The organism is Gemmatimonadota bacterium, from assembly GCA_009838845.1.
Taxonomy (GTDB): domain Bacteria; phylum Latescibacterota; class UBA2968; order UBA2968; family UBA2968; genus VXRD01.
In genome coordinates, this window is record VXRD01000112.1 from 1 (window position 1) to 7,888 (window position 7,888).

Annotated in this window: 11 protein-coding genes; 8 read left to right on the forward strand and 3 right to left on the reverse strand. The window is 50.7% G+C overall.

The window, feature by feature from the left end:
* The 4 genes from F4Y39_14780 to F4Y39_14795 all read left to right on the forward strand — a co-directional run.
* Window positions 1-399: twin-arginine translocase subunit TatC (locus F4Y39_14780; protein ID MYC14984.1), on the forward strand; the 399-nt coding region annotated here is incomplete at its 5' end.
* A 3-nt stretch (window positions 400-402) separates the two neighbouring features.
* Window positions 403-1,191 carry an MBL fold metallo-hydrolase gene (locus F4Y39_14785; protein MYC14985.1) on the forward strand — a complete coding sequence of 263 codons (789 nt, stop codon included), beginning with the start codon at window positions 403-405 and terminating at the stop codon, window positions 1,189-1,191.
* 16 nt (window positions 1,192-1,207) lie between these two features.
* Window positions 1,208-2,242: a sodium:calcium antiporter gene (locus F4Y39_14790; protein MYC14986.1), complete on the forward strand. Its 1,035-nt coding sequence runs from the start codon at window positions 1,208-1,210 to the stop codon at window positions 2,240-2,242.
* Window positions 2,243-2,249: 7 nt separating this feature from the next.
* Window positions 2,250-3,707, forward strand: coding sequence for an SDR family oxidoreductase (locus tag F4Y39_14795; protein MYC14987.1), 1,458 nt, complete (start codon window positions 2,250-2,252; stop codon window positions 3,705-3,707).
* 149 nt (window positions 3,708-3,856) lie between these two features.
* Here F4Y39_14795 and F4Y39_14800 read toward each other — a convergent pair whose 3' ends face one another.
* Window positions 3,857-4,642 carry a phytanoyl-CoA dioxygenase family protein gene (locus F4Y39_14800; GenBank protein MYC14988.1) on the reverse strand — a complete coding sequence of 262 codons (786 nt, stop codon included), beginning with the start codon at window positions 4,640-4,642 and terminating at the stop codon, window positions 3,857-3,859.
* 221 nt (window positions 4,643-4,863) lie between these two features.
* Here F4Y39_14800 and F4Y39_14805 point away from each other — a divergent pair, with 221 nt between their 5' ends.
* The gene (locus tag F4Y39_14805) at window positions 4,864-5,046 is read left to right on the forward strand and encodes a hypothetical protein (protein MYC14989.1); all 183 of its coding nucleotides are present in this window, start codon (window positions 4,864-4,866) and stop codon (window positions 5,044-5,046) included.
* Between the two features lie 26 nt (window positions 5,047-5,072).
* Here F4Y39_14805 and F4Y39_14810 read toward each other — a convergent pair whose 3' ends face one another.
* On the reverse strand, window positions 5,073-5,432 hold the full coding sequence (locus tag F4Y39_14810; protein MYC14990.1) for a hypothetical protein: 360 nt from the start codon (window positions 5,430-5,432) through the stop codon (window positions 5,073-5,075).
* 2 nt (window positions 5,433-5,434) lie between these two features.
* Complete coding sequence (locus tag F4Y39_14815; protein ID MYC14991.1) at window positions 5,435-5,668, reverse strand: DUF433 domain-containing protein; 234 nt, start codon at window positions 5,666-5,668, stop codon at window positions 5,435-5,437.
* A 253-nt stretch (window positions 5,669-5,921) separates the two neighbouring features.
* On the opposite strand from F4Y39_14815, the gene F4Y39_14820 reads away from it, so the two are divergent.
* The 3 genes from F4Y39_14820 (at window position 5,922) to rfbB (ending at window position 7,765) form a co-directional block, all read left to right on the forward strand.
* Entirely contained in the window at window positions 5,922-6,191 is a 270-nt protein-coding gene (locus tag F4Y39_14820; GenBank protein MYC14992.1) for a hypothetical protein, read from the forward strand.
* 157 nt (window positions 6,192-6,348) lie between these two features.
* The gene (locus F4Y39_14825) at window positions 6,349-6,573 is read left to right on the forward strand and encodes a CopG family transcriptional regulator (protein MYC14993.1); all 225 of its coding nucleotides are present in this window, start codon (window positions 6,349-6,351) and stop codon (window positions 6,571-6,573) included.
* Window positions 6,574-6,760: 187 nt separating this feature from the next.
* Window positions 6,761-7,765: a dTDP-glucose 4,6-dehydratase gene (rfbB, locus tag F4Y39_14830; GenBank protein MYC14994.1), complete on the forward strand. Its 1,005-nt coding sequence runs from the start codon at window positions 6,761-6,763 to the stop codon at window positions 7,763-7,765.
* Window positions 7,766-7,888: the final 123 nt, after the last annotated feature.

Here is a 7,888-nt window from a genome sequence, read left to right on the forward strand (position 1 = left end):
GGATATGAGACAGGTTCGGCTACTGTGTGTTTTGTTGTTGGTGCTGTTTTGGCGTACTGGCTGGTTATCCCATTGGCGATGAAGTTTTTTGTTGGTATGGCTGCTGATACGATTGTGATGCCGCAGTTTGATATTGGGGAGTATATCGGTTTTGTGCTGCGCCTTCTGATTGCTTTTGGCCTGGTGTTTGAGTTGCCCGTGTTGACGTTTTTTTTGGCTAAGATGGGGATTGCAACACGCGATCGGATGCGAAAGGGACGGCGTTATGCGCTTGTGTTCGGGATTATACTCGCCGCTATTTTGACCCCTCCCGATCCCCTGTCTCAGGTTTTGATGGCGCTGCCGCTCGTAGTTTTGTACGAGATTAGTATTTGGGTGGCGCGGATTGTGAATGAGTAGTGAATAGAGGAGTTACCGGTGAAGATTTGTTTGTTGGCAAGTGGTAGCGGTGGCAATTCGATTTGTGTTCAAAATGGTTCTTCAAGTGTGCTTATCGATGCGGGTTTGACGGGTAAGAAGATCGAAGAGCGTTTGCGAGGTATTGGGTTTGATCCAGCGGGTTTGCAGGCTGTTGTGGTGAGTCACGAGCATTCCGATCATATTAAGGGGGTGGGGGTGTTGGCGCGGCGGTATGGGTTGCCGGTTTGGATGACGGAGGGTACGCTGAATGCGTCGAAGAAGATTTTTCGAGGGACTGAAAAGATTCGGGTGTTTGAAAATGATGAGGCTTTTTCAATTGGCGATTTGTCTTTTCAGGCGTTTCAATTGCCTCACGATGCCGCTGATCCCGTGAATTTTTCTGTGACGGATGGGCAGGCCAATGTGACGATTGCTACAGATATGGGTACGGTGACGCAGTTGGTTTATCAGCATATGCGCCGCGCTGATCTGTTGATTATTGAGTCGAATTACGATCGGCAATTGCTGATGGATGGGCCTTATCCCTGGGTTTTGAAGCAGAGGATTAATAGTACGCACGGTCATTTGTCAAATGATGGGGCTGCCGAGGCGTTGTGCGATCTGGCGCGAGAGGGGTTGCAGCAGGCGGTTCTGGCGCATTTGAGTGAGAAAAATAATCGGCCGGATTTGGCGCGAGAGACATGTGCAGATATGTTGCAGGGTCAGGGTATTCGGTCTTTTCCGATGAGTGTGGCAGAGCAGGATCGTCCGAGTGATATTTTTGTTATTTGATTGGGAAAGGTAGAAGATGGAAAAGTGGATTGAAGAGCTTGTGATGGGATTGGCCAGTCCGTACCTGCTTGTGATTATTGCGGTGACGCTGTACACGCTCGGCAAAGGTGCGGATTGGCTCGTCGATGAAGCTGTGACGCTTTCGGTGCGCTGGGGGCTGGGGAAAGCGGTTATCGGTGCGACGATTGTGAGTATTGGTACGACGACGCCGGAAGCGGCGGTGTCCGTGTTTTCGGCGCTTCAGGGGAAACCGGGGCTTGCGCTTGGGAATGCCGTCGGTTCGATTATTTGCGATACGGGCCTTATCATTGGTCTGGCTTCTCTGATTGCTCCCCTACCTCTCAACCGTCAGTTGGCGTCGCGGTTGTCTAATGTGCAGGTGGGGGCTGGTATTCTTCTGGTGCTCGCCTGTTTTCCGTGGGCGTCTCCCGCGAAATTGTTTAGTCAGGGTGGGGTTTTGCCACAGTTCGCCGGGTTCGCTTTTGTTGTTCTTTTGGGGCTCTATATTTGGCAGTCGATCCGCTGGGCTGCGACTATGTCGGATGCTGAGCAGGAAGATGCAACCGATGCGGAGGAGAGTAACGCGTCCCTCGTGCTTGTCAAGTTGATCCTGGCGATTGCGGTTATTGTTCTTTCGGCTCAAATTCTCATTCCCAGTGTGAGTATTTTGGCAGAGAGAATTGGCGTGCCAAAGCATATTATTTCGGCTACGCTGGTCGCGTTTGGCACGTCGCTCCCAGAACTCGTGACGGCGATCACCGCTGTTAGACGCGGGCACGGCGAGCTGGCGGTTGGCAATATTATCGGCGCAGATATTCTCAATGTGCTCTTTGTCGCTGGTGTCTCGGCTGCGGCAACACCAGGTGGCTTGCAAGCAGATGGTCAGTTTTTCCAATTTTTGTTTCCGGCAATGGTGTTTATTCTCGTTGTTTTCCGCTGCGGCATTTTTGTGTCGGGTGACGCGTTGAAGCGTCCTTTTGGGATTGTGCTGGTGGCGACGTGGCTTTTGGTGACTCTGCTCAGTTATGTGCTGTCCATAGATATGCATTAGGCAGGCGATGTCTCAGGATAAGGGAAAAGACAAGCTCGTACTGGTGACGGGAGCCAGCGGTTATGTTGGTGGGCGGCTGGTTCCGGCGCTTGAAGAAATAGGAGCGCGCGTGCGTTGCCTGGCTCGCAATCCCCAGTATCTGGCTGGTCGGTTTTGTTCCGATACTGAGATTGTCGCGGGTGATGTGCTGGATCGGGATTCGCTGAGGGTTGCTCTGGAGGGGATAGATACGGCGTACTATCTGGTGCATTCTATGGGGTCCAGAGCCAATTTTGAGGAGCAGGACCGCATTGGGGCACAAAATTTTGCTCGCGCCGCGTTGCAGCAGGGGGTTCGGCGCGTTATTTATTTGGGGGGTCTGGTTGGGGATCGTGAACTTTCTTCCCATTTGGCGAGTCGCCAGGAGGTGGGGGCTATTCTGGCTGCTGAGGGGCCTGCGACGCTGGAGTTTCGCGCTTCTATTATTATTGGTTCGGGGTCGCTGTCTTTTGAGATGGTGCGGAGTCTGGTCAATAAGTTGCCGATTATGATTACGCCGAGTTGGGTCCGCACGCCAACCCAGCCGATTGCGATTGAGGATGTGATTGCCTATTTGATCCGGGGTCTGGATGTGGAGGCGGAGGGGAGTGCGGTTTTTGAAATTGGGGGTCCTCAACAGGTGACTTACGGCGGGCTGATGCGCGAATATGCCCGCCAGATTGGCGTGCGACGTCTTATGATTCCGGTGCCTTTTTTGAGTCCTCGTCTTTCCAGTTTGTGGTTGGGGCTGGTGACGCCTCTTTATGCGCGGGTGGGTAAGAAGCTTATCGATAGTTTGCGGAATGAGACGATTGTCCGAGATGATGGTGCGCGCGAGCGTTTTCACGTCCGTCCTCTAAATGTGCGTCAGGCGATGGCTCGTGCGCTTGAGGAGGAGGACCGGGAGATGGCTCAGACCCGCTGGAGCGATGCGGTGTCGTCAAGCGGTGAGGAGCCTTTGTGGGGTGGAAGGCGTTTTGGTTCGCGGCTTGTTGACCGCCAGCAGGCTTTTGCGAATGTGGAACCCGGCCGAGCTTTTGCTCCTGTTCAGCGCATTGGGGGAGATCAGGGCTGGTATTTTGCGACATGGCTCTGGTATTTGCGGGGTTTTGTCGATTTGCTGCTGGGTGGGGTGGGTATGCGGCGCGGACGGCGGCACCCGGTTGATGTGCGGACGGGAGATCCTCTGGATTTCTGGCGCGTTGAGGCTTTTGAAGAACATCGCCTTCTGCGTTTGCAGGCAGAGATGAAGGTGCCCGGCCGGGCATGGCTTCAGTTTGAGGTCCAGCCCGTGGAGGGGGGTAGCCAGATAACGCAGACGGCTATTTTCGATCCTCTGGGTCTCGGTGGGTTGCTTTATTGGTACGGCTTGTATCCCATCCACTATCTCATTTTCAAGCGTATGCTGAAGGGGATTGTAAGGCAGGCGGAGTTGGATATGCCTTAGGCGTCGATCAGTCCCATCAACAGTGCCGTCATCGCGACAGGGTGTTGTAGGGGACGGCCCCCGTGCCCCCGTATAGAGTCACTACGGGGCAGGCTCTCGTGTTGTCATCGCGGCAAGGTGTTGAGCCGCGATCCAGAAAGTTTTGGTTGTTAGTCGGAGATCTTTAAGAGCCTGCCAGCACCCTTTCCTGGATAGGTTCTCGAGTTTGCGCCCGGGTAAGCATAGCCGTTTATGAAAACGCGCCGCGGTTTCTGCGAACGGTTCGGTTCGCTGCCGTGGATGACGTATGGGTTGAATAGGGCTACGCTGCCAGCTTTCATGATTCCCGTAATGGCGTCGTCGGGGTTGAATAGCGCCGGGTATTCTTCTTCGCTTCGACTCAGCAGGCCCAGATGTCCCAATTTGCAACTCCCGGGAATGAATTTCAGAGGTCCACTTTCTTCGGTTACATCGTCAATGGCGATGGCTTGTTGGACAAAGCTGCCGCGTCCGTTGACGTCCTTCCACCAGGGTTTTCCATATCCGCGATGTTCGCTGTCCTGATGCCACGGAAATGCCACGTTGTCGCCGGGTATTTTGAAGTGGGCCTGGTTGATTAACTGGTTCATTTCGTTGCTGTCCAGCAACTGGCTCGCCATTCCGAGCAGGCGAGGGTCTTTGCCGTATGCGAGGAGCAGGGGTTCGGCCGCCCCGCACCAGGAAATGCGGTGAATGATGACCCGCCCCGATTCCTTTCTTTCTATGGCAAAATCAGAGCCGTTGTGGATCCCGGGTTCCGATAGCGCGTAGGCCATTTTTTGCAAGCGGTCAAATCCGGCTCGCATTTCTTCGATTTCGGTTGGCGTAAAGACGTCCGGTACGATGACGAATCCAATTTCGAAGAATGCTTCGATCTGTTCTTCGCTGAGCATTGGGTGAGGCGTCAGATTTCCCATAATACACCTTCCAGAAAAAGCGAAAGGTCCCGAGAGATCCCAGGACCTGCTGCCGACTGGGACCACCCCCAGTCCAGTACGCGAAAATATAGTCCCTAAAAGCCTATTATGTCAAGAATGCGTTTTTGAAGTGGTGCGATAATTGAAATGCTTTTGTATATTAAAAAAAATGAACTGCCGATCCTCTGTACACCCGAAGAATTACTTGGAGAATAATCGCGATGAAAGAACTAAACGATAAAGAGACCACGGATGAGGTTATTCAGGAGACAAGAAGGGTCAAAGAAGCTCTGGTAAAGTCTATGGATTTTGACATTGATCGCATTCTGAAAGATGCAAGGCTGAAACAGGGAAAGAGCGGTAGGAAGATTCTTTCTCCTCCAGTCCAGCAACTGGTTGATTAAGGTGCTTATGAATGGAATAGAAAGGCTCAAAGCCTTCGAATCCGTAAACGACCTGAACGATACACGACTATCATGGGAGGCGTCCAATCAACTGAGGCTGTCAGGAGATCGCCCAAGTCCGCAATCACTTCAGAGGGAAGACGCCCACCTGGCCTCAAATAAATAATGCCTGTTAGGGGATAACCACGAAAAACGGCTAATGTTCCAAAATCGGAATCGTGCGTCAGGACAAATCGGTCCATTGCGTATGCCCGAGCCAATATTTGTTCGTCGCTTAAATGTCCCCATTGCTGTTCCATAGAGGACACAATATCAATTCCGCTTTCACGCAGAAACTGAATAACAGGAATCCCGATATTCATATCCGCCACAAGAGGTGGCAACATACTTAGACTCCTGAAGCCATTTTGACATCAATCACAATATCGTTTTGCAATGCCTTTGCAGCGTATTTCAAAACACCATTTATGTCTTCAACTGTGAGTATCGGATACGCCTCCACGATTTCTCGATGTGACATATTGCGCGCAAGTAAGCCTAAAATATGCTCAACACTCAATCGCGTTCCTTCAATAACTGGTTTACCACCAAGAATCCCTGGATCTGAAATAATGTGTTTCATGTTTTAGCTCCTACCGGATTTAATGAGGTATATTGAAAAAAAGAGCATATCCTTTAATATAATAACTCAGGTGCAGGAGGATGGATACGCTACCTGTCAAAGAATATACCCCCTTGTGAAGCCGAAAGCATCGTACAAGATACGCTGACCGAAAGCCTTGATGATGTCTTTGTGCCTCCATAGAAGAAGTATTGGAACGAAAAAATATAGCTATTAAAAACCTACAATGTCAATCATGTTGTGGGAAATCACAATGGAAATTTACGAACTCGTCCTTGAAATGAAGCAACTTGAACGGCGGCTCACGCTCTACGAGGAAAAATACGGGATTCTCAGCCAGGATTTTTACGATAGTTTAATAGCGGGAAAATTATCGTGCTACGACGATTTTGACAAAACCCGAACAGATTTTAGTCGGTGGAAAGGTATTTACGAAACTTGGCATCGTCGCAAGACAGCCTACAGCGAACAAATCCGACAAAGCGACCCAGCAGACGTATTGCGTGTACAACCCGTTTATTGATTAAGCTTGCAAATTCTCCGAATATATAGACATTCGACACTCTGCGACTATTACTTAAAATTTTATATCGAACTAACTGCAAGAAGACGTGTATGAAATGATGGCGATACCAGACCGGTATCGTGTCTATCTTACGGCGTTTAGAAGGGATGGCAATATGGCGAGTACAATTCAACTGGCTTCCGAAGCTGAGAAACGAATTGATTCCCTCGTGGCGCGAACAGGGCGCAGCAAGGATTTTTTTCTCAAGGAGATTATCAAACGCGGTCTTGAGGATGTGGAGGATTACTATCTTGCCGCAGAAGTATTGGAGCGCGTCCGAGAAGGTACAGAGGCGGTGTACTCAGATGCTGAAGTGAGACGAGAACTTGATCTGCCGTAGTCGGCGGGCGACCACAGGGGGTCGCCCCTACAAATTCGGATTAGCAATATCATCGTAGGGGACGGCCCCTGTGCCGTCCCGTAGCAGTTAGCTGAAAGCTGATCGCTGATCGCTCCTTACTCTGTGTTCATCCGTGTTCATCTGTGGTTGCTTTTGACTTTTATAAATGGAGATGCATTTGAAGACAATGCTCATTACAGGCGGTGCCGGGTTTATTGGCAGCCATTTTGTGCGATATGTTCTCGATACGTATCGCGATTATCGCGTTATCAATTTGGACAAGCTGACATACGCGGGCAATCTGGATAATCTGCTGGATGTTGCGGATAGTCCCCGGTATGAATTTGTGCAGGGGGATATTTGCGATGCCGGGCTGGTCAATGATTTGATGCAGCGGGTTGATCTGGTGGTGAATTTTGCTGCGGAGAGTCATGTTGATCGGAGCATTATGGGTGCCGAGGAGTTTATGAAGTCCAATGCACTGGGTGTGTACACGCTACTCGCTGCAGCGCGAGATTGCGGTGTTGAGCGGTTTTTGCAGGTGAGTACAGATGAGGTGTATGGGTCTTTGGGAGAGGACGAAGATCCGTGGACGGAAGATGCACCGATTGCGCCGCGCAATCCCTATGCGGTGGCGAAAGCGTCGGGGGATATGATGGCGCGGGCATTTGCCATTACGTATGGTTTGCCCGTGGTGATTACGCGCGCGTCCAATAATATTGGGGGGTTTCAATATCCCGAGAAGCGCGTGCCCATTTATATTACCAATGCGATGGACGATATTGCGTTACCGGTGTATGGCGCAGGGACGGCGATTCGCGATCATCTTTATGTGACGGATCACTGCGAGGCGATTGATCTGGTGCTGCACAAGGGCGCGCAGGGTGAGGCGTATAATGTGGGGGGCGAGAATGAGGCGGATGGTCTTTCTGTTGCGGAAAAGATTCTGGAGTATTTGGAGAAGCCGAAAGATTTAATGCAGCATGTGGCTGATCGGCCCGGACACGATATGCGGTATTCTCTGAATGCGTCGAAAATTATGGCGCTGGGGTGGAAGCCAAAGTACAATTTTGAAGAATCATTGCGCCTGACGGTTGAATGGTATTTGGGCAATGAAGATTGGTGGCGAAAAATTCGGGATAGCGAGAATTATCGGGAATATTACAGGCGGCAGTACGATGAGCGAAAATAGGTGGCATAAGTTTATGATTTTATTAAAGAAAACGTCTCAAAAGTTCTTGTTGGGACGTTTTTTTAAGGGGATTATGTAGGATAGTGCCGGAATAAACTAAACAAAAAAATATCTGATTTACGC